The organism is Serratia sp. YWN4, assembly GCF_055790845.1.
Window position 1 is genome coordinate 693482 of the sequence record NZ_CM147696.1, and the last position, 26371, is coordinate 719852.

General features: G+C 56.6%; 23 protein-coding genes. 5 read left to right on the top strand and 18 right to left on the bottom strand.

The genetic code is table 11. The annotated features are described in order from the left end of the window. Window positions 1–660: 660 nt before the first annotated feature. The 18 genes from ACX9GT_RS03260 to ACX9GT_RS03345 all read right to left on the bottom strand — a co-directional run bounded on the left by ACX9GT_RS03260 (window position 661) and on the right by ACX9GT_RS03345 (window position 15768). Window positions 661–1890 carry a beta-ketoacyl-ACP synthase gene (locus tag ACX9GT_RS03260; protein WP_473189791.1) on the bottom strand — a complete coding sequence of 410 codons (1230 nt, stop codon included), beginning with the start codon at window positions 1888–1890 and terminating at the stop codon, window positions 661–663. Continuing rightward, window positions 1887–2618 carry a 3-ketoacyl-ACP reductase FabG2 gene (locus tag ACX9GT_RS03265; RefSeq protein ID WP_473189792.1) on the bottom strand — a complete coding sequence of 244 codons (732 nt, stop codon included), beginning with the start codon at window positions 2616–2618 and terminating at the stop codon, window positions 1887–1889. Before ACX9GT_RS03265 ends, ACX9GT_RS03260 begins: the two co-directional genes overlap by 4 nt. Then, window positions 2615–3091, bottom strand: coding sequence for a hotdog family protein (locus ACX9GT_RS03270; RefSeq protein ID WP_473189793.1), 477 nt, complete (start codon window positions 3089–3091; stop codon window positions 2615–2617). The genes ACX9GT_RS03265 and ACX9GT_RS03270 overlap by 4 nt, the downstream gene beginning before the upstream one ends. Further along, on the bottom strand, window positions 3088–4257 hold the full coding sequence (locus ACX9GT_RS03275; protein WP_473189794.1) for a beta-ketoacyl-[acyl-carrier-protein] synthase family protein: 1170 nt from the start codon (window positions 4255–4257) through the stop codon (window positions 3088–3090). The genes ACX9GT_RS03270 and ACX9GT_RS03275 overlap by 4 nt, the downstream gene beginning before the upstream one ends. A gap of 1 nt (window position 4258) precedes the next feature. Continuing rightward, a complete protein-coding gene (locus ACX9GT_RS03280; RefSeq protein WP_473189795.1) occupies window positions 4259–4846 on the bottom strand; it encodes a DUF3261 domain-containing protein in 588 nt (195 codons plus the stop codon). After that, window positions 4843–7164 carry an MMPL family transporter gene (locus ACX9GT_RS03285; RefSeq protein WP_473191496.1) on the bottom strand — a complete coding sequence of 774 codons (2322 nt, stop codon included), beginning with the start codon at window positions 7162–7164 and terminating at the stop codon, window positions 4843–4845. The genes ACX9GT_RS03280 and ACX9GT_RS03285 overlap by 4 nt, the downstream gene beginning before the upstream one ends. Continuing rightward, complete coding sequence (locus ACX9GT_RS03290) at window positions 7133–7738, bottom strand: outer membrane lipoprotein carrier protein LolA (RefSeq protein WP_473189796.1); 606 nt, start codon at window positions 7736–7738, stop codon at window positions 7133–7135. The genes ACX9GT_RS03285 and ACX9GT_RS03290 overlap by 32 nt, the downstream gene beginning before the upstream one ends. Continuing rightward, on the bottom strand, window positions 7735–8157 hold the full coding sequence (locus tag ACX9GT_RS03295) for an acyl-CoA thioesterase (protein WP_473191497.1): 423 nt from the start codon (window positions 8155–8157) through the stop codon (window positions 7735–7737). The genes ACX9GT_RS03290 and ACX9GT_RS03295 overlap by 4 nt, the downstream gene beginning before the upstream one ends. A gap of 2 nt (window positions 8158–8159) precedes the next feature. Then, entirely contained in the window at window positions 8160–9863 is a 1704-nt protein-coding gene (locus tag ACX9GT_RS03300) for a glycosyltransferase family 2 protein (RefSeq protein WP_473189797.1), read from the bottom strand. After that, window positions 9854–10207, bottom strand: a complete 354-nt coding sequence (locus ACX9GT_RS03305) for an ApeI family dehydratase (protein ID WP_473189798.1) — start codon at window positions 10205–10207, stop codon at window positions 9854–9856. The genes ACX9GT_RS03300 and ACX9GT_RS03305 overlap by 10 nt, the downstream gene beginning before the upstream one ends. Beyond that, window positions 10194–11555, bottom strand: a complete 1362-nt coding sequence (locus ACX9GT_RS03310; RefSeq protein WP_473191498.1) for an AMP-binding protein — start codon at window positions 11553–11555, stop codon at window positions 10194–10196. Before ACX9GT_RS03310 ends, ACX9GT_RS03305 begins: the two co-directional genes overlap by 14 nt. Further along, window positions 11552–12127 (bottom strand): COG4648 family protein, encoded by a 576-nt coding sequence (locus tag ACX9GT_RS03315; RefSeq protein WP_473189799.1) that lies wholly within the window; start codon window positions 12125–12127, stop codon window positions 11552–11554. The genes ACX9GT_RS03310 and ACX9GT_RS03315 overlap by 4 nt, the downstream gene beginning before the upstream one ends. 6 nt (window positions 12128–12133) lie before the next feature. Further along, window positions 12134–12385: an acyl carrier protein gene (locus ACX9GT_RS03320; RefSeq protein WP_473189800.1), complete on the bottom strand. Its 252-nt coding sequence runs from the start codon at window positions 12383–12385 to the stop codon at window positions 12134–12136. Between the two features lie 10 nt (window positions 12386–12395). Continuing rightward, window positions 12396–12653 (bottom strand): phosphopantetheine-binding protein, encoded by a 258-nt coding sequence (locus ACX9GT_RS03325; protein ID WP_473189801.1) that lies wholly within the window; start codon window positions 12651–12653, stop codon window positions 12396–12398. Then, window positions 12634–13449 (bottom strand): lysophospholipid acyltransferase family protein, encoded by an 816-nt coding sequence (locus ACX9GT_RS03330; protein WP_473189802.1) that lies wholly within the window; start codon window positions 13447–13449, stop codon window positions 12634–12636. Before ACX9GT_RS03330 ends, ACX9GT_RS03325 begins: the two co-directional genes overlap by 20 nt. After that, complete coding sequence (locus ACX9GT_RS03335; RefSeq protein ID WP_473189803.1) at window positions 13446–14168, bottom strand: beta-ketoacyl synthase chain length factor; 723 nt, start codon at window positions 14166–14168, stop codon at window positions 13446–13448. Before ACX9GT_RS03335 ends, ACX9GT_RS03330 begins: the two co-directional genes overlap by 4 nt. Window positions 14169–14241: 73 nt before the next feature. Continuing rightward, the gene (locus ACX9GT_RS03340) at window positions 14242–15300 is read right to left on the bottom strand and encodes a methyltransferase (RefSeq protein WP_473189804.1); all 1059 of its coding nucleotides are present in this window, start codon (window positions 15298–15300) and stop codon (window positions 14242–14244) included. Between the two features lie 78 nt (window positions 15301–15378). Then, a complete protein-coding gene (locus ACX9GT_RS03345) occupies window positions 15379–15768 on the bottom strand; it encodes a lipoprotein (protein WP_473189805.1) in 390 nt (129 codons plus the stop codon). Window positions 15769–16695: 927 nt separating this feature from the next. On the opposite strand from ACX9GT_RS03345, the gene ACX9GT_RS03350 reads away from it, so the two are divergent. Genes ACX9GT_RS03350 through ACX9GT_RS03370 form a run of 5 tightly spaced genes read left to right on the top strand, consistent with a single transcriptional unit; the run spans window position 16696 to window position 26354 of the window. Further along, a complete protein-coding gene (locus ACX9GT_RS03350) occupies window positions 16696–18450 on the top strand; it encodes a DUF2138 domain-containing protein (RefSeq protein WP_473189806.1) in 1755 nt (584 codons plus the stop codon). A 17-nt stretch (window positions 18451–18467) separates the two neighbouring features. Further along, window positions 18468–19088, top strand: a complete 621-nt coding sequence (locus ACX9GT_RS03355; protein ID WP_473191499.1) for a DUF1175 domain-containing protein — start codon at window positions 18468–18470, stop codon at window positions 19086–19088. Beyond that, complete coding sequence (locus ACX9GT_RS03360) at window positions 19022–23656, top strand: alpha-2-macroglobulin family protein (protein ID WP_473189807.1); 4635 nt, start codon at window positions 19022–19024, stop codon at window positions 23654–23656. The genes ACX9GT_RS03355 and ACX9GT_RS03360 overlap by 67 nt, the downstream gene beginning before the upstream one ends. Continuing rightward, window positions 23657–25297, top strand: coding sequence for a DUF2300 domain-containing protein (locus ACX9GT_RS03365; protein ID WP_473189808.1), 1641 nt, complete (start codon window positions 23657–23659; stop codon window positions 25295–25297). Next, window positions 25260–26354 carry a DUF2300 domain-containing protein gene (locus ACX9GT_RS03370; protein WP_473189809.1) on the top strand — a complete coding sequence of 365 codons (1095 nt, stop codon included), beginning with the start codon at window positions 25260–25262 and terminating at the stop codon, window positions 26352–26354. The genes ACX9GT_RS03365 and ACX9GT_RS03370 overlap by 38 nt, the downstream gene beginning before the upstream one ends. Window positions 26355–26371: the final 17 nt, after the last annotated feature.

The window sequence follows — 26371 nt, forward strand, 5'->3', positions numbered from 1 at the left end:
GTCATTACGAAGGGGAGCGAGTCGATATGCTGCCCCAAAGCGTTGGGCATCTTGCCAGCCGTGTGTGGGAGTGGGCCGCTTGGGCGTTGCGAAGTGATCTGATGAAGAGTGCATTCGCTGTTGAACCCTGTCTACTGAAGGGCATGATAGTGTGTGTTGCCGACGCGGGAATATTTCTTGTCACTCCCGGTGATAATGAAATACCTATTTAACTTTTTATAGGTGCTCATTAATCAGATGACTTCTTGAGCCATGTTTTGCAGCGTGTAAAGTTTATTGCAGTAACGACATTGTCCTGATTCTATCTACCCTGAAAAATCCAAGCCGCAGGAAGGCGGCAACTGAACCAAGGCTTAGAAGCTTACATAAGCCAGCAACAGGGGTAAATGAAGGCGGCCAATTGCCCCATTTTCAGGTGTGAAGGGGATATAACACCATGACATTATTAATGAAGTTTTATATTTCTGCTTTTGCATTAACGTTGGTTCTATTTTCTTTTCCGTCTGAAGCCAAGGTAACGCGATTATCTGATTAGGCGGTTAAAGAGATGATTAATGCATGGCGGGAATCACATAGCCAATAGAATAAGAGATAGGGGGATTATGCAGACGAAGTCGTTCAGAATGACTTCGCCTGCGTGTTATATCGTGCAGTCTAAAACTATGCCCAGCGTTTGATTACAATCGAGGTGTTGATGCCACCAAAGGCGAAATTATTGCTTTGCAGGAATTCACAATCGATGTGGCGGGCTTCCCCCATGATGTAATCCAACGCGCCGCACTGCTCGTCTGGGGTCTGCAGGTTGAGCGTCGGAGCGAACCAGCCTTCACGCATCATCTGTAAACTCATCCAGGCTTCCAGTGCGCCACAGGCACCCAGCGTGTGGCCAAAGTAGCTTTTCAAGGATGAAATCGGCACGCTATCGCCGTAGATCTCCGCCGTGGCCAGACTTTCAGCAATATCCCCTCTGTCGGTGGCGGTGCCGTGGGCGGAAATATAGCCGATATCGCGCGGGCTTAAACCGGCCATCCGCAGCGATTGCTCCATGCAAATCTGCATGGTTTCGCGCTGTGGTTGCGTGATGTGTGCGGCGTCGCAGTTGGTGGCAAAGCCGATCACCTCGCCATAGATCGTCGCGCCGCGCGCTTTGGCATGTTCCAGCTCTTCGAGGATCAGCGTACCTGCGCCTTCACCAATCACCAGGCCATCACGTTGCTGGTCAAACGGCGAGGGCGTGGTGTGTGGCTGATCATTGCGCTGGCTGGTGGCAAACAGCGTATCGAACACCGCCGCTTCGGAAGGGCATAATTCCTCTGCGCCCCCGGCAACCATCACCGTTTGATAACCGTGACGAATGGCTTCCCAGGCGTAACCAATGGCTTGGCTGCCCGAGGTACAGGCGCTGGAGGTGGGGATCACCCGCCCGCGCAGGCCAAAGAACAGCCCGGTATTGACCGCCGTGGTGTGCGGCATCATCTGCACGTAGGTGGTGCCGGTAATATTGTTGGTATGTTTCTCGGTCAACATGGTGGCGAATTCGCTCACCGGGCCGGTACTGCCGGTTGATGAGCCATAAGCAATGCCGGTCTGGCCGTTGGTTAGCACCGGATCGTCAATCAGCCCGGCCTGCTCCAGCGCCAGTTCGGTCGCGCGGGTCGACATCAGTGACACCCGGCCCATGGAGCGGATCCGCTTACGGGTGTAGTGGTCTGGCAGCACAAAATCATCGATGGGCGCGCCCAGCAGCGTATGCAGGCCCGCATAGATTTGCCATTCAGGCATTTTGCGCACGGCGTTTTTATAGGCCAGCAGCCTGCTGGATACTGCCTGCCAGCTTTCACCCAAGGCGGTGACGCCGCCCATGCCTGTAATCACTACGCGGCGTGTCATAACATCCCTCCGTTGATCGAGATCACCTGACGGGTCACGTAACCTGCAATATCTGACATCAAATAGCTCGCCAGCCCGGCGACTTCTTCCGCCTGGCCCATACGTTTCATCGGGATCATAGCGATCGCTTCTTGCCGCGCGGCGTCTTCCATTTCGATCATGCCGGTATCAATCAAGCCGGGCGCAATACAGTTAACGGTAATTTTGCGCTTCGCCAGTTCGATCGCCAGCGCTTTGGTTGCGCCAATAATGCCCGCTTTGGCGGCGCTGTAGTTAACTTGCCCGCGGTTGCCCATCAGGCCAGAAACGGAAGAGAGCGTAATAATGCGGCCGCCTTTGCGCGTTGAAATCATTGGCATCACACATGGCTGAATCACGTTGTAGAAGCTGTCGAGATTGGTGTGGATGACCGCATCCCAATCGTCATCGCTCAAGGCTGGAAAGGCGGCATCACGGGCGATACCCGCGTTGCTGACCACGCCGTACCACGGCCCGTGTTTGGCCATGTCCTGTTCGAGAACTTCGCGGCATTGCTGGCGGTTGCCCACGTCAAAACACAGCAGACGGCCTTGCCCGCCTGCGGCGGTAATGGCATCCTGTGTTGCCTGAGCGCCGGCCTCATCCCGATGGTAGTGTACGCCTACCACAAACCCATCAGCCGCTAACTGGCAGGCAATGGCGCGTCCGATACCTTTACTGGCGCCAGTGATCAGAACTGAACGACTCATGCTGTGGATCCCTGATTAAAAAGTAATGTTAATTCTTCCGGCGCGGGCTGAAAGGTGTTGACGCGGCCGGTGGCCAGCGTGTTATCTCCCACGCGGATAGTGCAGTCAAAGCTACCGAAACGTTGATCCTGCATCAGTAGTTTGACCTGAATATCAAGCGTTACGCCTGCGGGCAGTTTGCCCGCAGCGCAGATTAACTCTCTGGCACCGAGCACCATGCCGAGAGCGATATTTGGCTGGTCTTGCTGCTGGCGATGCCAACCCGACCAGACGCCGATGGTTTGCGCCATCAGCTCCAGTGTGTACCAACCGGGCAAATCGCCCTGTGCGTCGAGAAACGGGGCTAATACGCCGTTAGGTGTGACCGTGACGCGGCAGTGTGCGTCTTCATCGGCGACGTTCACCACTTCTGCCAGCAGCAGCATTGGGGCGTCGTGCGGCAGATAGTTCGCCGGGGGTAAATAGTGGCTCATGCAATTCTCCCCAGCAGGATGCTGGCGTTATTACCGCCAAAGGCGAAGGAGTTGGACAAAATCACCGGGCGCGCCAGCGGCGCTGCGGCGTGCAGTACGCCACAGGCGGGTAATGTGGGATCCAACGGTGAGTGGCTGAAATTCTGCGGCGGCAATGGCAGATTCTGTTGCAGGATGAGCACGCCGATCGCGGCTTCGGTGATGCCCGCCGCACCCAGCGTATGGCCGGTTAAATGTTTGGTGGAACTGCAAGGGACCTGCTCACCAAACAGATCCTGTACCACTTTGGCTTCAATCTGATCGTTGAGTAACGTGGCAGTGCCGTGCAGATTAATGTAACCCACCTCTTCGGGTTGTAGCCCGGCTTCCCCTAGCGCCTGCTGAATAGCGCGGATCGCCCCTGCGCCCTGCGGGTGTGGGGCTGAAATATGATAAGCATCGCTGGATTCACCGATTCCCAGCAGCGCAATGGGCTGCGGTTCGCGGGTCAGCACCATCAGTGCCGCGCCTTCGCCAATGGTAATGCCGTAGCGATCGCGGCTAAACGGCTGGCAAAGGAGGGTGGATAGGGATTCCAGGCTATGAAAACCGTTGATCGGCATGCGGCTTAACGTGTCCGCACCGCCGACGATCGCGATATCTGCCAGACCCGCCTCGATCAGCCGTCGCCCGCTGATCATCGCCCGGGCGCTGGAGGAGCAGGCGGTGGAAAGGGTAAAGGCTGGTCCGTTCAGCCCCAGCCAGTGGCTGAGAAAGCGCGACGGATCGCCCAGCTCCTGCTGCGCATATTGCCAGCTAGAACTCGCTTCACCATTGAGTAAGCGATCAACGTGCCGATCGCCCTCATCCAGCCCGGAAGTGCTGGTGCCCAGCACCACGGCGATGCGCTCGCGGCCAACGCGAAGAATGGCTTCATCCACCACTGGCTGAATTTGTGCCAGGGCAGCCAGTAACAACTGGTTATTGCGGCTGCGGTGGGCGGCAAAGCTGTCGGGAATCGCGGGTAGTTCGCCTTCCACAGCGCCTAACACCGCCTGCGGTGGGTTCTGCAACCAACCTGCACGGCTGCGCATACCGGGCGCAACGCCGCGAGTCAGATTGGCCGCAATCTCCTCTGTCGACTGGCCCAGTGCGTTAATCATACCGACGGCAGAAATGTAGATCATATCAGTCGCCCAGATATTGAATGGTGATGTGGTATTTAAACGCGTGCTGCCTGATGCTGATCGGTTCACGCTTGTCTTTACGTTGCAGATAAGCGATCTCGGTGACCAGTTTGCCACTGGCGTTGCGCAACTCACGCTTATCGTCCCGATCGATCAGCGTCCAGCCTTTTGGCAATTGGCTCTGCCAGGCGCTGATTGGCCAGTGGCTGAGCATCACGTCGGCCAGCACCTGGCTGGCAGGCGGGAGCTGTGGCACAACGATCGACTGCTCGGTATGGATGCCTTTTGGGTCATAGGTGACCAAAAATAAACGGATACCGACGGAGGAGAGCCCGGCCAGGGTGATTTTGTTGGCGTCGGCGTTCAGCATCACCAGCAACGATTGCGTTTGCCCGTTGACGCTGCCGGTCAGCAACTGCTGGGAATTGACTGCCGGGGTGATGCCCGGTGCTGGCAGCGTGACGCGCACGCCAGGCTCAAGCCACGCCTGCGGGGCGGTTGCTTCTGCAGGGCGCTGCGAGTGGCTACAGCCGGCCATCAACAGCACGCCAAGCAGGGTAGCGGCGCGCCAAAAGTTGTGTCTTATCATCTGTTTCTCTCTTTACGGCCAGGCATGGCCAGCGGGGAGAGCAGGAAAGCGGTAAAGATGCCGCTCACCAGCACAATCCCGAAACTGCTGATCGCCTGCGTGGCGCTAAACACCAGCATGCCCAGCGTGAGTAAGGTGGTCATCATCGCCAGCGTGATCGCCAGCAACGAGGTCAGCGGCGTACCGCGCGGATTACTGAAAAACAGCGTGTAGTTGATGCCAATACCCAGCACTAAAACCAACGCCAGTAACGAAAACAGGTTCACCGCATGGCCGCTGAAGGATAAAGCCGCCAGCCCGCAGCTGAGCGATAACAATGACGGCACCAGGCTGATGAACCCTTTACGCCAGCCGAGGCGCACTACCGCACCGCAGGCAATCACCGCCAGTGCCACGATCAGCAGGCCGGTGAGCACTGCGCGATAGAGGGCGAATAGCGCGTTAAAGGTGCTTTTGCGATCGACCCACGCTACCCCCGGCTGGTTAGCCGCCAGCGCGTTCAGTGCGGCGCTGTCTGCCACGCCTTCAACCGGCACCAGCACGCCACTTTCACCGTTGGGCAGCGTGAGCCACATCAAGCGCCAGCCTTCGCTAGCCGGGTTGGCGAGCCAGTCTTCCACGGTCACTGGCATAGCTTGCAGATCCGGGGTGACAGCCGTTAACCCTGCGCCTTGCAGCACGCGGATGGTGGCGGGAGCCGCCTGATGCAATAGCGTGAGATCCTGCTGCTGGCGTGCCAGTGAATTCAGCGGGATCGAGCGAAAGCCGCTGAGGGTGCCCGCGTGGCGCGCCTGTTCCAGCGCCGGAGTGAACGCCTCGAGGCGTTCCAGCGTTTGTTGCGGTGTGCTGCCATAAACCACAAACCATTTCTGATCGACGCTTTGCCCGGTCAGGGCGGTAATGGTTTTTTCCTGAGCCAGAATGCCCTGCGGCAGCGCCTGTAGTTGGGCAATGTCATCATCGACGTGCAGTGTCGCGATCCCCGCCAGCGAGATCACGGCCAACGCGGCGGGCAGCCCCAACGACAGCCTCTTGTCACGCCGCCAAGCGGCCAGCCAGCGCAGCAGTAATACCATGGCCGGAATTGGCCGGACCGGTAACTTGCGGCATAGCCAAGGGTGCCAGAAGATCACCGTCAGGCAAGAGGCGCTCAACCCCACGGCGGCAAAGACCGCCATCTGCCGGATCCCCGGAAACGGTGCGAGCATCATAATCAGATAGGCGGCAACGGTGGTCAGCAGCGCCAACAACAGCGCCTGACGTACTTTATGCAGGCTTTGCCACGGCGACACTTCCCCGCCGTGTACCATGCGCTCGGTGAGGTAGTAGAGCGTGTAGTCGGCAGAAATGCCGATGATGCTCATGCTCATCACCAGCGTCATCAGGTGCAGTTCGCCGAACAGCAGCAAAGTGGCTACCGTTCCGGCCAGCGCGCCGATGCCGACGGAAAGCAGGCACAGCAGCAGCGGGCGCAGCGAACGGAACACCGCCACAATTAGCAAGATCACGCCAAGGATCGTGGCAACGCCCAGCGTAGAGATATCCTGTTTCGCCTGCTGGCTGGCATGGTCGCTGTAAAAGACGGTGCCGCGTGAGAGCAGTTGCGCCTGCGGATAATGCGCTTTTAGCTGCTTTTCCAGCGCGCTAAGCGTGGTGACTACCCGGTGCGTTTGCTGCATATCAAACGACGATCCTGTCAGTTCACCATGCAGTAAATACCAGTAGTTGCCCTGATCGTCCTGAGTCACCAGCCAGCCGTCCATCAGCCGCAGGCGCTGGCCGTTTTGCGCCAGGGCCAACTGCGAACCGCGCATCAGCATCAGCGGATCGTTCTGCAACTCTTTGCCGTTCACGCCGGAGAATGCCGAATAGAGCTGTGAGAGGATCCACTGCGCCTGAGCCTCGCCACCGTTTTGCAGGCGTTCCCGTGTGGCGTGATCGATCACGCCATTGCGATGCTGCCAGAAAAAGGCACCCCAAGCCTGCTGGCTGGCGGCATCCATTGGGCCTTTTACTTCGCCTAGGGTTTGGGATTGTTGCAGGAGTGTGAGCCAGTATTGCGCCGCCGCCGGGTCGGCCTGCTTGCCGGGGCTGACCAGCCACACCAGCTGTTTGTCCAGGCGCTGCATAAAGCCATCATTCAGCGCCGGTGGGATGGCTCCCAGCGCCTGTTTGGGTAACATCGCCAGCACGCTGCTGTTAATGCGCGCCTGCGGTAACAGGCTGAGCAGCAGGCCCAGTAACACCAGACATACTGCACCCCAGATCAGCGCTGGGCGCTTGGTATTAGTGCGCGGCAAAGCGTTGGTGTTCATCAGCGGTTAAGGTCGCGGGCGTCAGGCGGTGTTGGGAAAAGACGATAGTAGTGCGATCGCCTTGCTTATCGTTCAGTTGGATGGTTTCCAGGTAGCGTTGCCCGGCCAGTTCCAGGGAGGCAAAGATTTTATCCAGCGGGGTGGTGGTGGGCGTCAGGCTTAACGCCCAGCGGCCTTCACCTTTATTTTGGAAATCAAGGCGGAAGTTTTGCTCCAGCACGTTCCGATCGGCCTGGAACAGCGCGCGCAGCAGATGGTTGAACTGGAACATCTGCGGGTTGTTTTGCGCGGTAACCACCTGCGGTGTCTGGCCGTTAATGATTTGCACCATGCGTGAGTCGTCCAGCATCAGCGTCATCGTAAACGGTGCTTTCTGATCCCACAGCAGCCCCTGATCGCGGGCGATCACCATTTCCCCCTGCGAACGCAGCGGCTGTGGCAGATCTTTAATGCTGCGCGTTTGATCAAAGTGAGCGCGCACTACCGGTTGTTCGGTAAAGCGCTGCTGTAATTCATCCAGCGTAATGGCGCTGGCAAAAGGGCTGAGCAGCAGGATCAGCAGAGGCAAAAATCTCATGGCGTCACTCCCATACGTTCAAACAGAATGGCCGGGCAGACGAAGCACATCTCACCGCTGTTTTCTTCTACCGCGACCTGAATGGTGTAACCGGTGGTGGTGCGTTTACCGCTGGCGGCATCAAAAATCTGATAGGCAATGCGCAAGCGGTTTTCATACTCTTCCAGCGTGGCGCGCACGCGAATGCGTTGCTCGAAAGTCAGCACACTGCGGTACTTCACGCGGGTGTCCACCACCGGCCAGATGTAGCCTGAGGCTTTCATCTGCCTGTAGCCGTAGTCAAACTGGTTCAGCAGCGCCTCGCGGGCGATTTCAAAGTAGCGGAAGTAGTTGCCGTGCCACACCACCGCCATCATATCGACATCGTGGAAAGGAACAGTGAGTTCTACTTCGGCAGTAAAGCGGGGATCGTTCAACACCATTACTCCTTATCTGAATGTGGATCGGGCAGTTGCCAGAAATCGAAAAAGTTAAACCAGTCGAGCGGCGATGCCAGCGCATGATGCTCAAGGCGCTCGGCGTAGCGATCTACCGCCAACTGGAGCGCGGTTTGGCGATCGGCACGGGGTAACAGCAGCGGGTTGGCGAACGGCTCGCAGTGAAAATGCAGCTTCCCCTGCTGACGCAGGGCATAAATCAGTAACACCGGGCAGCGTAATACCGAAGCCAGAATAAAGGGGCCCTGCGGAAAGGGCGCAGGCTGGCCCAGAAAGTGGCTCCAGATCACGCGCCAGTCGCCGCCGCGTTGCCGATTGACCGCAACGCGATCGCCGACGATCGCCACCCATTCACCGCGATCCAGCTTCTCTTTCAGCAACATTGCGGTATCTGGGCCGATATTGCTCACCGGGATCAGATTCAACCCGGCCTGCGGGGCCATCTCGGCCATAATCTGTTTGAAACGCTGGGCATTGTCGCTGAACACCAGCGCATTGATGGTCTTGCTGCCTTGCAGTTGCGCCAGGGCGCGGCAAGCTTCGACATCACCTAAGTGCGAGGCCAGCAGCAGTTTGCCGGTGGGAGAGGCAACGTCCAGTGCGGCTTCGGCCTCAGGTGCAAATACCACATCGCGCCCCAGTTGCAGTTCACCGCGCCAACTGGCGATTTTGTCCAGCATGGCATCACCAAAGCGCAGGAAATGCTGATAACTGGTGCAATTGGCAGGGATTGGGCGTGAACGCGCGGTTAACTCGCTGCGTACTCGTTTGATCCAGCTCTGCGAGGCCCGGCGCGCATCATGGGCGGTGAGCCAATAAATCGCTACCACCGGGTAGAGCAGCAGCGCAAAGGCTGTACGGCCCAGCAAGCGCCAAACGGCCAGCATGAAGCGCATCCCCCACAAACCCTTGACCTCTTTCTGCCGCGCCCAGTGTGAACCAGAGCGGCGAAACAGCAGCGCAGGGATGCGCGGCAGCATGCCGAAGAACAGACGGGTATGCATCAGTGAGATGCGGCAGTTATCTTTTAACGCGTCAAAGTGCGACAGACCATCCCGCGGATAGGTCACGCGGGTGGGCACAAAGTAGCTGCGGTTGCCTTGCCAATAGAGGCGCACCATCACTTCGGTGTCGAAGTCCATGCGTTTACCGAGCGTCGCCTTTTGCGCCAACTGCAAGGTGGGGGCAATCGGGTAAACGCGGAAGCCACACATGCTGTCTTTTAGCTGGAAAGAGAGCGTCTCGATCCACACCCAAACGTGGGTTATCCAGCGGCCGTAGCGGCGCGAACGCGGGATGGAGTGGTCATAAATCGGTTGCCCGGAAATCAACGCCTCGGGGTGCTGCTGCGCCAGCCCGATCAGCTTGGGGATATCTTCAATGGTATGCTGGCCATCGGCATCAACCTGCACCGCGTGGGTAAAACCGCGGCGAGAAGCCTCTGCCAGCCCGCGAATCACTGCCGTACCTTTGCCCACGTTGTGCGCAAGGCGAACCAGCGTCATATCAGCGTGGCTGGCGACCAGGCGTTCAAGCTCCAGGCGTGTGCTTTCGTCACTGCCATCGTCCACCACCAGGCAGGGTAAGCCAAACGGCTGCAAGCGTGTGAGCACGCGTGCCATCATGGCACCGTGGTTGTAGCAGGGGATCACCACACAAGGGTTAAAAGCGGCGGCAGTTAACGACATAGCCGGATCTTCCCGCTGCTGGCGGTATGGCGGGTTTCACCGTCATGGCGCTGATAGCTGAAGGTTAATATCTGCCGCTCTTCCTGCCAATTCAGCGTCAGCGTAATAATGTTCCCCGGCAACAAAGGCGCCTGAAACTTGACGTTCGGCATGCTGTGAAAACGAAAATCCGGTGCCAGCAGTTGGGTGGCGTAATGCATCACCCAATCTAACTGTGCCACACCCGGCAACAGCGGCTGCGTGGCAAAGTGGCCGTTAAACCAGAATAGGGTTGGATCAAGCCGCAGTACGATTTCGGCCTGCTGTGGCTGCGTCTGACGGCGTTCAATTTCATGGGGCTTCATGAAATAACTCCTGTAATTGCGCATAAACACGCTTATTCATACTGTTAACGGGGATCTCATCGACCACGCGCCAGTAACGGGGCACGGTGACCGGTTCCATTCGGGGCAGTAGCTCACGCCGCCACGCCAGTTCCTGCGCTGTGCCGCCGCGTTGTTGCCATTGCTGCCGTGCGTGCTCATCCAGCACCAGCAGTGCGCCAATGCCTTGGCGACCGCCTTGAGCGATCGGCAGTGCAACGGCTTCACGCACGCCTTCCAGCTCCAGCAGGCGCTGTTCGATTTCATCCAGAGAAATACGTTTCTCTTCGATCTTGACGACCCGATCGCGGCGGCCTTGCAGGCGGAAGCGCCCGTTATCGTCAAACAGCAGAATGTCATCGAGCAGCAGACCATTTGTTTGGTGAATCAGCGGTGAAATAGCTCGGAACGCGTCGCCTTCGGCGGCGATCTGTACGCCTGGGAAAGGCTGCCAGGCAATGTTTTCCTGCCGACGATAGCACCAGGCCAGAATCCCGGTTTCTGTACTGCCGTAGATTTCGTCAGGCCAGACGCCTAGCCAGTGGGAGGTTTGAACCACATGCTGCCACGGCAGGACGCCACCGGCAGAAAGCACCAGGGCTACCGGCGGCGGCGTGAGCTGACGATCCAAACGTTTTAGAAAGGCTGGGCTGCTGATAAAGGCGTAGTTATGTTCATGATCCAAGGCGGCCAGTTGTTCGGTGTAATAGAGCATCGCTGCGTGCAGCGGCAACCCTAATGCCATTGGCAAAAAGATACGGAAGGTCAGCCCGTACAGATGTTGCGGGACAACGGAGGCCACCACGCGGCAGCCTGCGAGCCGTTCAGCAAAGCGCCCGGCTAATAACAAGGCTTCGCGATCAAGGCAGGCGATCGGTTTCACCACGCGGCGCGGTTGCCCGGTGGAGCCGGAGGTAAACAGTTCGACATAGGCTGCTTGAGCAATGGTCGGCAGCGGTTCGAAGTGCTCAGCGCTTTGATAGGCGGATTGGATCACGAGGGTGGCACCGCTCCAGGCCAGCGCGCGGTCTGCCAGCACGCCGTTGAACAGCGCCTGTTGCTCCTCCAGCAGCGAAACCCGGCTATGCCCAGGGATCACCGGGGTTTTGCCCGCATGCAGCGTGGCCAGCAACGCGACGATAAACAGATAGCTGTTTTCAAAACACAGCGCCCAGCGCTCGCCGTCACGCTGTCGCAGCGTTTTCACCAACATTGCGACGTCATAACGCAACTGCCCCAGCGTCCAGGTCTGTTCGCCAAGCCAGGCGATCGGCGTATCGTTCGGGCGAAGCGCGCTTAGCCACTGCGCCAGCGGGAAGGGCTGATTCATGGCGCGGCCCGTTTTATCACTCGGCAACGCACCAGCCATTCGCCCGCCATCAATATCCCCATCAGCAGATAGGCCATCACGCCGTTCCAGGCCGTCCATAACCACATATCACCATACAGAGCGGTAAAGAGTGCAATCGCACCGTTCAGAATGAAAAACACGCACCAGACTTGCGTCACCTTACGGGTATAACGCACGCCAGCCGGGGGGAGATCCGGTTCACGCAGCCGAGCCAGGCGTTCGATCAGCGGCATTGCACTCCACAGTGAACCGCCGAAGACCGCGAGCATCACCAGATTCACCATCACCGGATAAAACAGCAATAGCTGGTGCGCCTTCAGCAGATAGCTCGCTACGCATAGGGCGATACCCGCCAGCGCGACGCCCTGCGCCACCAAACGCATCGGGCCGGGCGTTTTGCGAACCTGACGCACGCGCAAGATCAGCAACAGTGCCATCAGCGGCAGCAGCCAGTGCAGGCCGTTATGCGCCAGACCAAACCAGATAAGAAATGGCCAGGCCAGCAGCATCAGCGCTGTGATCAGTTGCATACCTAACCGTGAACCGCGCATGAAGAATTATTCTTCTCGCAGCAGGTTTTCTACCGCATCGACCACATCCTGCACGGTGCGCACGGATTTAAAGGTTTCCGGTTTGATTTTCTTGCCGGTCTTTTTCTGCAGATGCACGATCACGTCGACGGCATCGATGCTGTCCAACTCGAGATCTTCATACAGACGAGCCTCAGGCTTGATGTCCTCAGGGTCGATTTCAAACAGTTTGCTCAGAAGTTCAGATACTTCCTGATAAATAGCATGTTGTTCAGTCATAGCGGGTATCTCAGGCACGTTGAGCGTGGATGAAAGCGGCCAGCGTTGCCACAGAGTAGAAATGCTGGCGCATCTCTTCACTCTCTGCGGAAAGCACGACGCCGTATTGGTTTTTCACCATCAACCCCAGCTCGAGGGCATCGATGGAGTCCAGCCCTAGACCTTCGCCAAACAGGGCCGCATCGGTGTCGATATCGTCGGCAGACAGTTCATCCAGATTCAGCGTATTGATGATGAGATTTTTAATTTCAAGATAGAGCGCTTGCATTATTCATTCCTGACAAAGGGGTTAAACCTGGTGATAACAGATGCAAAAGATGCCGGTTGAGCTGCCTTGCGGCCAGCGCCGGTTCTTGCGATTTCGCATCAAAAAAGTGTTTTATCTGCACCCGCTCGCGAACCATCACCTGAAACAGCGGTTTTCTGGGCGGGATGTCATACCATCTGCTTTGTTTATCCAGCAGATGTTCGCTGCAATGGATCACCACTACGCGCAAATCACTGCCGCAGCGCACGGCAATATTGGCAGCCCCACGTTGTAGCACCATTTTTTCACCCTGGCGCGTGCGCGTGCCCTCGGGGAAAATCAGGAGAGTATCGCCCTGCGCCAGGCGTTGTTGGCTGGCGGGCAATAACTCATCGGCCTGACTATTGATCAGGTAACCCGCCGCGCGGATCACTCCGCCGATAAACGGATTGCGCAATAACGCGCTTTTCACCAGACAATCCGTTTCGGGCATTACCGACGCCAGCAGCACGTAATCAATCAGGGTCGGATGGTTCGCCACCACCAGACAACCACGTTCTCGGCGCAGGAGCTCAAGACCCTCGATGCGGTAATCGAGCACGCCCAGCGTTTTGGCTGCCGAGAGAAAAAAGCGAAAGCTGGCGGCAATGCTGCGCCGTGCCAGGCTGCGGCGTTTGGCACCGTCGCGATACAGCACCAGCAGCAGGTTAAACCACACCAGCGACAGCAGCAGGCCACCAACGCCAAACAGGGCAAAGCACAAACCGGTCATTACCAGGCGCCAAACCCAGTTGATGCGCGCATACAGGCTGCTCATGCCCGGCTCCAGTGCCATATTGATCTCTCACCGGAGATCGCAAACGTTGGTGTATCTTTTAAGTAATGCCGTAAAAATTGCAGGCTTTGCGGCAGTTCGGGCTCTTCGCCTGTGCTGCCTGCCTGGCTTGCACACTGCAATGTTTCACCGGCTTCAAACACCAGCGCTACCGCATAGGCCCAGGTGGGCATCTTTTCGGGCAGATGAGGGTGGTAAAACTCGGGCAACATACCGTCAAAATCCACCATCAGTACCCGCGAGTAACCGGCCTGTAGCAGGCAAATCACTTCGCATAATCCCTGCTGGAAGGTGTCAATACCGGCAGAAAGTGAAGAGGAAACCACCGGTTTTTGCGCTGCAATAGTCAAATGACCCACCGCAGAGTTATGTACCGACATGGTGAAATCGGTAGGTGAAACCGGCTGTTGGGTCGCCAGTGCTTCCAGAATGCGATAATTACGCTCGAGTTCACCGTGGCGGCTGGTGTACAGCACCGCATCTATCTGATGGTGGCGTAGCATAGCCAGCCCGCACTCCACCGCCAACCGGCTGCCGGAAGCCAGACGACGCGCGGTCATCATGGAAAGTTCGGTCAGCTTGGCCTGTGGCGCGGAAGGCTCGATGGCACCAGGGCTTTGTGACCATTGGCACCACTGCGCTGCGTCACTCAGGCCCGGCGCTCTGGCCTGCCAGTCGACAAGATTTAAGGCAAATTTCATCGGCACCTATCCGCAGCAAGGTGACTCTGCCGAGGTTGCAGCACGTCAGCGCAGCGCAAACGCTGCCATAGGTTTAATGTTTTTGACATATCAGTAAGGTATGCCCCACCCCAAGGTTATCAAGGCGTTTTTCTACCTGGAAACCGGCCATTTCAAGGTAACGATAAAACTTCTCAACGCTATAAAAACGGCTATTGCCGTTAGCCATGCAGGTAAAGTAGAGCGATGAAGCATTCAGGCTGAACGAGGCGGCTTCAAATTTTTGCGCGTCCCAGAACAGTTCCATGATGCACAGCCGAGCACCGGGTTTCATTACGCTACTGACTTTTTTCAGCATGGTAACGACCTGCTCCGGCGAGAAGCAGTCAAGGAACTGACTCATCCACCAGATATCTGCGTCGCCGGGTAATGGCGCGTCGCTGAGCATATCGACCGCATGGAAACCGATGCGATGTGATAATCCCGCTTGTTCGATATTCTCGCGTGCCAGCGCGATTTGCTGCGGCAGGTCTAACAGGGTAATGCTGACGTTATCGTCATATTGGCAGCAACGTAGCGCCCATTTCCCGGTATTACCGCCGACATCGTATAAGGTGGTGGGTTTGCTGGCGAAGACATGCGGCAGTGCAGCGTTAAAGGCACCGTCTGAATAGTAATGGTCAAACGCGAACCAGCTTGCTTGCGCCGCCTGGGGGAGCTGCGACAATGCTGGGTAAATGGTTGGCCAATCGCCAAACACTTTTAAGCCGGTTGGCTTGCCTTCTTTGAGCGCGCTTTCTAAAGAAAACAGCCCCTGATAACAGACATCCTGAGTGAAATCCATATTCACACGCGTCATGGTATCGTGGAGCAGAAAATGCCCAACTTTGGCAATGAAATAATATCCGTCTTTATGGGTAACGATGCGTCCGCTTAATCCCATATCCAGCAAAACGCTGACGGCGTATTCATTGATGCTGCTGTTAGCGGTGATCTCTTCAAGCGAGGCGCCATGCTTTCCTTGTTGATCCAAATAAGCCAGTACGCCAGTATTGCGCAGACAAAGCGCGGTTTGAAACAGCATAGGCGCAAAGGCAATACGCTGTGCCTCAGTAATAGCGGCAAGTGCACTGAGCGTGTCCTGTTGGTACATTTGTTGAGCAACCTCTTAACCGGGTACAAAATGGTGTCATTGGGCCGTTGCCAGCCCAATTGTAATCAACGCTAAAGATTACAGCCCGGCACCTGCGGACAGGTTCAACTGAATATCTTTATTGAGATTGAGTACCCAACGGTTGTAATTCTTATGAATTTTGCCACCCGATGATTGCAGGTTAAGGCTGTTGGCATAGTTGATGGAATAGCTGGTAGCGGAATAATTGACGCGGATTTCAGCAACGTGATCGCGAGATTGCAGGCGGCCATTAATAACGCCTGGGCCTGCTTCTGTCATGATCCACTGACGTTGAATGCCAGCCTTCAGAATGGCCGTTCTCACTTGAGCTTCAGTGTGGCCAGCGTTGACGGTGGTCTGGATTTGAGCGACTGGTGCGGTACGTGAACAGCCAGCCAAAGAACCGATTATTGCAAGAGCCACAAACCACTTGGCGGTTTTCTTCATAATACAATCTCCGTTTGTTAAAAATGTACGATAGAATTAAAATAATCAATAAAATCAATTGGTTTTATTATTTTATAATTGCCGTTTATTATCTTTTATCATTTCAAAAGAATTGATTATTATTCATACTCATAGCGACTGGTTTCACAGCGGTTGGTTTAATTTCATCCACATTAATGAGTCTTTGCCTAAGGCAAAGATTCCCAATTCCCTGAGCAACAGCAGCAATTCGTTAACGTTTGATCCTGTCCCAGACTTGAATTCGCTAAACGTGCGCGAGTTAATATCAGAATGAGGCGGGTGATATATCATAAATGTTTCTTTAAACAAAAATATGGTTACATGCTTCCCCCTATCCCGTCAACAGAGGTGTTTGCTCCGCGCTCTGTATGCCCTGATGCCTAGCCTGTAATAGATTGATAAGGGGTTAAAATTTATCCGTATACGAATTTTTTTACGAATTACTTAGGCGAAAACTGCAAGGAATCGATGTAAACCCATTATCAAGAAAAATCCTAAAATATAGATTTAAGGAGGGTGAATAGGGCAAGTCTGATATTTTCAGCCTCTTATCCAGAATGCAGGATGCCATTAAATGGAAACCGCAGTATCAAGAATGGCTGATGAGCGGTTTTGTTCTGGCTAAAAAAACATCGGTTGAGCACCGCTATATCCAGCATTGCTGGCCTGGTCGTAAGCCCTGAAAAATAAGATTATTTGTTGTTCGACTCAAACTATGGGGGTGGGTATACTGCCGCAATAATCAGAGCTTGTCGGTTTAAGGTTATTTCATATTTGTAATCATAATAATATGGCCTGCAAAGTATTATTAAAGTAATGATTTCTGGCTTTTTGTTGACCTAATCTCTTGGCGCATGGTGATTCAAGCGTCGCGTTATATTTCATGCCTAGTGTGGAACGGCCATAATGACTGTTGATAACAAGAATGTTACATCTGCGGTAAAACAGAGCCGCAGCAAATATGGATTTTGGGCAGTGGGTATTATTCTGGTGATTTCTGCCGCTGCATGGGGTATTCAGCGCTTTTTAATGTTGCCTCATCAAATTTCTCCCCCCAAAGAACTGGTCTGGCACAATGATCTGCAGATTGATCTGCATCACCCCGATGTGCTGATCGAAAGCGAATCCCTGAGCCGATTGCCTAAAGATCTGCTGGCGATCCCGTTTCTGCGCGACACCCTGACTGAGGATCTGGTTTTCTATTACCAGAATAATGCCGATCGTCTGGGTCTTGCCGGTAGCCTGCGACGCATTATCTTCGAACATGAGTTAACGCTGCGCGATAACCTGCTGGAAACGCTCCTCGATCAACCGGCGAGTATTGCGCTTTGGCATGATGAACGCGGCAAGCTCAATCATTTTATGGCAGTGATCAAGCTCGGTGGATTGGCACGCTTGCTGGAGCCGTTAGCCAAGGTGGCGGCGGATGATACTCAACTGGGACTGATGGATTTCTCCCCCTTCAAAGTGGGCAATGAGACGGTTTCGGTTTATCAGTTACGCTACAGTGGTAATCAACACCTGCTGTTTGCCAGCCACGGTGACAATCTGTTGCTGTTTTCCGATATTGCCATGCTGTATGACCAGCAGGCTCCTTCGCAAGACTCCTCGCAAATCGCCAGCGTATTGCTGAGCGGTGGCTCGCCTTGGCCGGAAAGTTTTGGCCTGAAGGCGCGTAATGCCGCCAGCGATAACGCCTCGGGCACCGATAAAACGGCCCACCGTATTGCGGTTAGCGCCAACTATCTTGGGTTTGGTTATCAGCGCTTTGTCCCGGCGTTTGCCGGTGTTCGCTTTGAGATGCAGCCGCAAGGGTGGGCGAGCTATCTGGCGCTGAACGATCCGTCAACGGCGGGCAATGCCACGTTTGATTTCAGCCCAATCTGGAAAACCATGCCGATGGGTGCCAGTTTCTGTGTGGCGCTGCCGGTTTCGCAAAGCGTACCGGAATACCTGTTGCAGCGGGTCGATGCCATCAGTGACAACGCCAGTTCTGCTGAACACGCTGATGCTCCAGCGTTGGCGATGAGCGGGATCAGCGGTTTGTGCTGGTATCCTGATTCGCATCTTTATACGCCGCTGTTTGTCAGCCGTTTGGAGAGCGCTGCGGATGCACAGATCGATAACAAACTGGCTGGGCTGTTTGACACGGTGATCGGTGCCAGAGAGAAGCAGCCGGTGCCGGTGGTGGCAAGCAATAAAAACCAGGCCAAGCTGTGGCAGCGCGAAGTTAGCTCCCGCTACGGCCAGTATCCGCTCAGTGAGTCCACGGCGCAGCAGAGCCTGGCGGGCAGCCAGTTCTTCCGCGTCAGCCTGGCGCGCCATCAGCAGACCCTGCTGTTTTCGCTGGATGACAAGCTGGTGAACAAGGCTTTACAGACGCTGGATAAAAACTTCCCGCCGATCGCCGATGTGTTGCCGCAGCAGGCGGTGGTGCCTGCTTATATGGCCCCGGAAGCGTTGTCTGGGTTGTTCAAACAGGAAGTGTTCGCCAGCCTGCCGAAGAACCTGGAACCCATCTTCTATAACGCGGCTCAGACGCTGCTGCTACCCAAGCTGACCGCCTTGGCCGGGCAGCAGAGTTATGCCTTGGTCCTGCCCGCCAATACCGAGATGCAAGCGCCTTGGCAGTGGTTACCACTGAAATGGCAGGGGTTATGAGGCTAACAGCGCTACTCCTGCTGGGCATCACGCTGCTTTTTACCTGGCGAGCGCAGGCCGAAGCCCCGGTTGTGCCGCTCGATCCTGAGCAATCTGGCCGGTTTCGCGCCTGGTTTGTGCGCATTGCTGAAGAACAGCTGAATCAGGGGCCCAGTGCGCGCTGGTATCAGCAGGACTGCGCGGGGTTGGTACGGTTTGCCGCCAATGAGTCGCTGAAAGTGCATGACAGCAAATGGCTGCGGGCGAACGGTTTATCCAATCGTTACCTGCCGCCAGAACTGGCCATCAGCCCGCAGCAGCGCCAGTTTGCCCAGCGCTGGCAGCAGGGTGGCGGCCAGCAGGGTCCCTATGTGGATGCCATCAAGCTGATTCAATTCAATAGCCAACTGCTGGGCCGCAACCTGAATCAGGCACAGCCCGGCGATCTGCTGTTTTTTGATCAAGGCGATGAGCAGCATTTGATGATCTGGATGGGGCGCTATATCGCCTATCACACCGGAACAACTACCCCGACGGATAACGGAATGCGTGCGGTGAGCATGCAACAATTGATGAAATGGAAGGATACCCGATGGATACCCGACGAATCGAACCCCAACTTCATTGGCATTTATCGCTTGGGCTTCCTGTCACGATGAATAGATTCCTACGCCAATGTCGCAAACTGCTGCTCGGGGTAGCGCTGTTACTGCCAATGGCCCAGGTGCAGGCCGAGGGCAGCCTGCCAGCGAGTGATTACGCGATCCCCAAGCAATCCTTTTTCCTGCTTTCCGACAGCAGCTTTGCCAGTGATGAAGTAGCCAAAGTGCGCCTGGAAGCGCCGGGGCGCGACTATCGTCGTTTTGAGGTGGAACAATACGGCGGGGTAGATATCCGGCTGTACCGCATCGATCAACCGATGGAGTTCCTGAAGAAACAGAAGAACCTGCATCGCATCATGCTGGAAGGCCAGTACCAGGGGGAAGGTTTATCCAACACCCTGTCGTATCTGTGGGATAACTGGTACGGCAAATCGCGCCGCGTGATGCAACGGACCTTTTCTTTCGATACCCGCCAGGAAGTGACCAACGCGTTGCCGGAGCTGAAAATCGGTGAAGCGTTAGCAGCACCGAGCAAATTCGTGGTTCAGCCCCAGTTTGCTCCGCTGAAAAACCTGCCGCTGATTAGCCAGTTCCGTTACCAGCTGTGGGACGCACTGCCGATCCAGCCGCCGGAACAGGTCAAAATGGAAGGCTCATCCAGCCGTTTTGTTGAGCCGCTGCCGGGTAATGTTTACATCCCACTAGGCAAGCTGAAACCGGGTTTATATCTGGTCGAAGCCCTGATTGGCAGCTATCGCGCAACCACGGTGGTATTTGTGGCCAATACCGTTGCGCTGAGCAAGATCTCGGGTAACGAACTGCTGGTGTGGACGGCTAACCGCCATGACGGCCAGGCGGTCGGTGGCAGCCAGATCCTGTGGAGCGACGGGCTGGGCATTTTGAACAGCGGCCAAACGGATAGCAATGGCCTGCTGAACCTGCGCCATATTGCACCAGAGCGTTCCTATCTGCTGGGTGAAGACCGCGAAGGCGGGGTATTCGTTTCAGAGAACTTCTATTACGACAGCGAGATTTACGACACCAAGCTGTACGCCTTTACCGATCGCCCGCTGTATCGCCCAGGTGATTGGGTCGAGGTCAAACTGCTGGGGCGTGAATTCAAGAATGCGCTCGATTCCGTGGCGATCACGCCTGCGTCTGTATCCTTAACCGTGCTGGATGCCAACGGTAGCGAATTACAGACCTTAAACCTGCAAATTGACGGCAAGTCGGGCGCTCAGGGGCGTTTCCAACTGCCAGAGAACGCGGTGGCGGGCGGGTATGAACTCCGTACCACTTACAACAATCAGGTCTATAGCAGCTCATTCCGCGTTGCCAGCTACCTCAAACCGCATTTTGAAATCTCACTGGCGATGGCGAAAACCGATTTTCGCACCAACGAGCCGGTGACCGGTGACATCGTACTGCTCTACCCCGACGGCAAACCGGTGGCTAACGCGCGCCTGGATCTTAGCCTGTATAGCCAGCAGCTTTCGATAGTGAGCAACGATCTGCAATACCAGGGCAAATTCCCGGTTGCGCTGAAAACGGCGCAGTTGACCACCGATGACAAAGGCCATGCCAAGCTGGATCTGCCCGCGGTGGATAAACCGAGCCGCTATCTGCTGACTATTTTTGCCAGCGACGGAGCGGCTTATCGGGTCAAAACCACCCGTGAGATCCTGATCGAGCGCGGGGCATCGCGCTATGAGATCGCTGCGCCGAAGCGTTTTAGTCAGGCTGGCGAAGAAGTGGCGTTCAGCTTCCGTAATGTGCAGGGCAGTGGGGCGACGCCAACCACTTATGAGTGGCTACGGTTGGAAGATCGTCAGCTGACTACGGCACCGTTACCGGCGGCGGATCGGTCCTTCACCATTGCGTTCCAACAGCCCGGAACTTACACGGTGACCCTGCGAAGCGAGCAGGGCATGATCCTCGGTGCCACCAGCCATACGGTCAGCGGCCCAGGGGAGAAAGCCGTACTGGGCAGCGTCGAGATCGTGATGGATAAAGGCCAGTATCAGGTGGGTGACGTTGCCCAGGCGTTGATCACTTTCCCTGAGCCAGTCGACCACGCATTACTGACGCTGGAGCGCGATAAGGTGGAGAAGATCGCACTGCTCGCCAGCGGAGCCGAATGGATCAAAATGCAGCGCCTGAGCGATACCCAGTATCTTGCGCGCATCGCCGTGCAGGAGAATTTTGCGCCTAATCTCACGTTCTCCGTGCTGTACAGCAAGGGTGGGCAATACAGCTTCCAGAATGCCGGGATCAAAGTCTCGATGCCGAGCATTGCTATTGCTATCAAAACCGATAAAGCCGTTTACCAGCCGGGTGAGACGGTGAAGGTGGCGCTGGATACCCAATTTGCCGGTAAACCGGTTGCCGCTCACCTTACCGTGAGCGTGGTCGATGAGATGATTTATGCCTTGCAGCCGGAGATCGCCCCGACGATCGATCAGTTCTTCTATCATCCGCGGCGTAACAATGTGCGTACCAGCGCCAGTCTGTCGTTTATCGCCTACGATCTGGCGCTGCCGGGCTCGCTTACTGCGCCTGGGCGCGCTAACCGCAGCGATCGCAGCGTTAAGGTGCTAGAACGTCCGCGCCGTGAAGATGTGGATACGGCGGCCTGGCAGCCGGATATTGTGACTGATGCTAACGGCAAGGCCACCTTCAGCTTCCGTATGCCGGATTCATTGACCCGCTGGCGGATCACCGTGCGCGCGCAGAATCCGCAGGGGCAGGTGGGCCAGAAACAGGGCTTTACCCGCTCGGAAAAACCGCTCTATCTGAAATGGAGCGGTGCGACGCAGTTCCGCCAGGGCGATCGCCCGCAGCCGGGGCTATTTATCTTCAGTCAGGACAAGCAGCCTGCAGCGGTAGAGCTGCGCACGCGCTATGGCGATCAGACCCTGACTCAGTCGATCACCCTGCATGAAGGGGTGAACTATGTCAGCCAGCCGGTGGAAGCGATGCATTCCGGGCGCTGGATCTCTGAGGTAGTGAAAAACGGCCAGGTGCTGGATACCCTGAGCGTTGACCTGAAAGTGCTCGAAGATAACTGGCCAGTGCCACAGCAGCGGGATATCCGCCTGCACAGCGGCAGCAATAATCTGAATCTGCCCGCTGGGGCTTATGACATTCGGCTGCGCATCAATGGTGATGCGCAATCGCTGTTCCGCAGTAGCCTGGACGATCTGCTCAATGAGCCTTTCGGTGGCGTAATCAACACCGCCAGCCGGTTGTTGCCGCTGAGCCTGGCCTACAACATGCTGGCCAAAGAGGATACGCAGCGGGGGAATACCTTGCGGCAGATCATGCAGAATAACCGCCAGCGCCTGATGCAGATGGCCGGGCCGGGAGCCAAGTTCACCTGGTGGGGCGAAGAGGGGGATCCTGATGCCTTCCTGACTGCCTATGCCTATTACGCGGATTGGTACGCCAGCCAGGCGCTGGGCGTGGCGATTCCGGCAGAGCATTGGCAGCGGTTGCTGGATGTATATGCGCAACAGGCGGACGAAATGCCGATGCTGCATCGTGCTCTGTTGTTGTCATTTGCGCAGGAGATGCATTTACCGGTGACCAGCATGTTGCAAGGGCTGGCGGAATCACTGCCGGATGCCACGGTGGTCGAAGGCAATGCACTGGCAGAAAACGACAGCCTGGTGATGGCCGCTCCAGATTCTAAGCTGGGGTTGGCAGTGGCACGGGTGCTGACCTATTCGCTGTTACAGCAAACGCCAGGTTACCGCTTGCAAGAGCAGGAATTACAGGCGTTAAAGCAAAGCCAGCAGTTTATTGCCTATAGCCAGCATCCGTTTGCCTATGCGGCGATCTGGCGCACCAGCGGTGCCGATGCCGAGCAGGTCGCTTGGCTGTTGCCGCAACTGCTACCGTCACAGCCGGGCCCCGAGCGCGCGTTGGCTCTGACCTGGCTGTATAATTCGCTGGGTTCTGCCGCGCAGCCGGTGGAATTTAATCCGGGAGTGGGCTGGGCGGCGCAACAGGGAACCCTCGGTGAGCGTTACTGGCAATGGTCGGGCAAAGAGCCGGTGCCACCGCTTGAGCTTCCGGCTGATTTGGCACAATCCATTGATGTTTCAGTTAACTTCAGCCTGCCGCTGAGCGCCACTGGTATTGATCAGGCAAAACAGCCGCTGCCGGTTGGCATCAGCCATCGCTTACTGAGGCTGGTTCCCGGCGATAAAGCCTTTGAGTTTTCGGTACTCCCTGTGGGGCCAAATGAAGCGCTTGCCAGCGATGTGCTCTATTTGGATGAAGTGACGTTAACCAACAAAAGCGATGTGCCGCAGCGTTACATGCTGCTTGAGGTGCCATTGCCACCGGGAGCAGACGTTGAGCGCACGACTTGGGGCATCACGGTGTCTGGGTTGAGCGGTAAGAACGGCATCCCGCTGGAAAAGGCGCGCAATGAGATGGGCCAGCTCTCCTATGTGGTGCCAGTGGATGAACTGGTGGAAAGCAAGGTCTACCGTCATCTGATCCGTTTCTCACAGAAAGGGGAGTTCCTGTTGCCGCCGATCCGTTATTCGCGGATGTATGCGCCGCAGGAAGCCGCAACGGAAAACAGCCGCGGCCTGAAGACCGTGACGGTGAAATAGATGTGGCGCTGGTGGTGGTTGCTGATGCTGCCTGCGGTTGCGCTGGGGGCGGAACCGCGGTTGCAACTGGCGTTGCAGCAGGGGCAGGAAAATCAATTGCTGATCCTGAATCAGAGCCAGCAGCTTGCCCAGCAACCGCTGCCAGCCACGCTGACTACGCCATTGGGCAGTATCTGGAAGCTGCTGGTGTATGCCTATCTGGTGGATACCCAACAGCATGAACCGGATTACACCTGCAACGGCAGCCAGCCGCAGGAAGAGGTTTACTGCTGTGAGGTGGGGCAAAAGATTGGGCGCGATCGGGCTTTGGTGCAATCGTGCAGTCTTTACTTCAACCCTCAGCGCCTGCAACTGGATCCGCAGCAGTGGGCCAGCTATTGGCAACGGCAGCGGAGCCCAGACTGGTTGCAGGATCTGGCCCAGTTACAGCCTGCTAAACGGGTGTCGGTTGCTGAACTGTTGGGGGTTTTGGCTACGCTGCCCGGTCAGCAACAGGCGCGTAATGTGCTGCTGGACGTCCTGTTGCCCGCTGATGGCAAGCTGGTGGGCGCATTAGGCAGCCGGTTACGGATAAAAACCTGGAGCTGGCACGATGAGCAGGATCCCGAACAGCGCCAGGGTGGATTTGCGGGCTGGCTGATGGACGGCACGCCGCTTTGGGGGCAAGGCCCGGGGACCAGCAAAACGGTCCTGCAAAATTATGCCAATGTGCTGAACAGCATGCTGCCGCAGGCACAACCCATTGATCCTCTGGGTTGCGTAGTAGTGAACATGTTTGATCGTTACCCGATCGTTGCCGTACGCCGCAGCGGCGAGCCAACGCTGGTCAAACCGGGGGCATTACGCGGGCGCTATCAGGTTGAGTTCAGCAATGGCAATTATCAGGCGATCGAGAGCCAGGGCGAGCTTTTTCTGCGTGCGGATCCTGGCCGCTTGACCCTGACGGCCCGTCTTGAGCGGGAAGAATATGTGGCTCGGGTACTGCAGCGTGAAGCAGCAGCCCAACCCGCCGAAGCGGCAAAAGCCTTGGCGGTGGCAATTCGCACTTATCTGCTGCAAAACGCAGTGCGTGCGGGGGAGTGCCTGCTGATCGCTGACAGCAGTGCCAGCCAGCGAGTGGCCCCGGAGCCTGCTACGGCGGCGGCGCGGGAGATTGCCGCCTGGAGCGCCGATTTGGTGCTAGCCGGTGCGCCGGTCACTTACCATCTCGATCAAGCCGGTCATAACCGCTTGTCCTGGCAGCAGGCGGTGTCTCAGGCCCAGCAGGGGATGCGCTATGATGCGATTTTGGCCCATGCTTATCCGCGCGCCAACCTGGGGCGCTGGGATAAGCCGGAGGCCTTATGTCAGGCGATGCCGGAAGCCGAAGCCTGGTTAGCAACCCAACAAAAACGCTGGCGTGAAGCTCTGGACGTTCAGCCGGGCTACGCACCTGTGGGGCAGTTCACCGTATGCCGTTTACTCTCCGGCAAGCCCCATGTTGATCGCATGTACAGCCGTATCTACGTTCGGGATCTCTACTCACTGCAAGACCGGCTGGATTTGGCTCATGAATATTTACACTTGGCCTTTGCGGCCCACCCTAGTGGTCAGGATGAAGAGTTTGTCGAGCAGCTTGCCCGCCATCTCTTGCTGGAATAGCTGGCACGATGAGCAGGATCCCGAACAGCGCCAGGGTGGATTTGCGGGCTGGCTGATGGACGGCACGCCGCTTTGGGGGCAAGGCCCGGGGACCAGCAAAACGGTCCTGCAAAATTATGCCAATGTGCTGAACAGCATGCTGCCGCAGGCACAACCCATTCATCCTCTGGGTTGCGTAGTAGTGAACATGTTTGATCGTTACCCGATCGTTGCCGTACGCCGCAGCGGCGAGCCAACGCTGGTCAAACCGGGGGCATTACGCGGGCGCTATCAGGTTGAGTTCAGCAATGGCAATTATCAGGCGATCGAGAGCCAGGGCGAGCTTTTTCTGCGTGCGGATCCTGGCCGCTTGACCCTGACGGCCCGTCTTGAGCGGGAAGAATATGTGGCTCGGGTACTGCAGCGTGAAGCAGCAGCCCAACCCGCCGAAGCGGCAAAAGCCTTGGCGGTGGCAATTCGCACTTATCTGCTGCAAAACGCAGTGCGTGCGGGGGAGTGCCTGCTGATCGCTGACAGCAGTGCCAGCCAGCGAGTGGCCCCGGAGCCTGCTACGGCGGCGGCGCGGGAGATTGCCGCCTGGAGCGCCGATTTGGTGCTAGCCGGTGCGCCGGTCACTTACCATCTCGATCAAGCCGGTCATAACCGCTTGTCCTGGCAGCAGGCGGTGTCTCAGGCCCAGCAGGGGATGCGCTATGATGCGATTTTGGCCCATGCTTATCCGCGCGCCAACCTGGGGCGCTGGGATAAGCCGGAGGCCTTATGTCAGGCGATGCCGGAAGCCGAAGCCTGGTTAGCAACCCAACAAAAACGCTGGCGTGAAGCTCTGGACGTTCAGCCGGGCTACGCACCTGTGGGGCAGTTCACCGTATGCCGTTTACTCTCCGGCAAGCCCCATGTTGATCGCATGTATAGCCGTATCTACGTTCGGGATCTCTACTCACTGCAAGACCGGCTGGATTTGGCTCATGAATATTTACACTTGGCCTTTGCGGCCCACCCTAGTGGTCAGGATGAAGAGTTTGTCGAGCAGCTTGCCCGCCATCTCTTGCTGGAATAGGGCTTCACTAAAGGATT